Here is a 733-nt window from a genome sequence, read left to right as displayed (position 1 = left end):
GCTAAAAAGAAAAGAACATATTGATGCAGACTTTACTATTTTATGCAGTGAAGTGAAGGCCGCACATCATATTAGTCATGGCTCTGCCGGTGCTCGAACGATAGCGCAATTAGTGACTAATAAAGGGATTGGTCTCAGTCGTTATCGAGCCCGTAATCWAATGAAAAAGCTTGGGTTATTAAGCTGTCAGCAGCCTAAGCATTCTTATAGGAAAGCGACACAAGAGCATGTTGCAATCCCCAATACGCTWAATCGACAGTTTGMAGTAACTCRACCAGATCAAGTGTGGTGTGGCGACGTGACGTATGTTTGGGTCGGTAATCGTTGGGCATATTTAGCGGTTGCTCTAGACTTATTTCCCCGCAAACCTGTTGGATGGGCTTTGTTATTATCACCAGATAGTGAGCTAACCTTTAAAGCTTTGAAAATGGCATTTGAGTTAAGGGGTAAGCCTGAGAATGTGATATATCACAGCGATCAAGGTTCATATTACACGAGCTTGAAATTCAGACAATTAATATGACGCATTCAGATTAAGCAAAGTATGAGACGTCGCGGGAATTGTTGGGATAACGCACCGATGGATCGTTTCTTTAGAAGTTTGAAATCTGAATGGATACCCGCAAGTGGTTATGGGAATTTCACAGAAGCAGATAAAGAGATCACAAATTACATCACTGGATATTACAGCGAGACTAGACCCCATCAATATAATGGTGGGTTAACGCCAAAT

At 41.7% G+C, this 733-nt stretch carries 1 pseudogene; it reads left to right on the top strand.

Going from position 1 to position 733, the window contains the following annotated elements:
* A pseudogene (locus L5M18_RS23255) lies at positions 1–733 on the top strand (IS3 family transposase); the annotation flags it as partial.

The organism is Shewanella sp. SM20, from assembly GCF_025654545.1.
Classification (GTDB): domain Bacteria; phylum Pseudomonadota; class Gammaproteobacteria; order Enterobacterales; family Shewanellaceae; genus Shewanella; species Shewanella oncorhynchi.
Note: the sequence above shows the minus strand (reverse complement) of the source record. Positions and strands in the feature narration are given on the sequence as shown.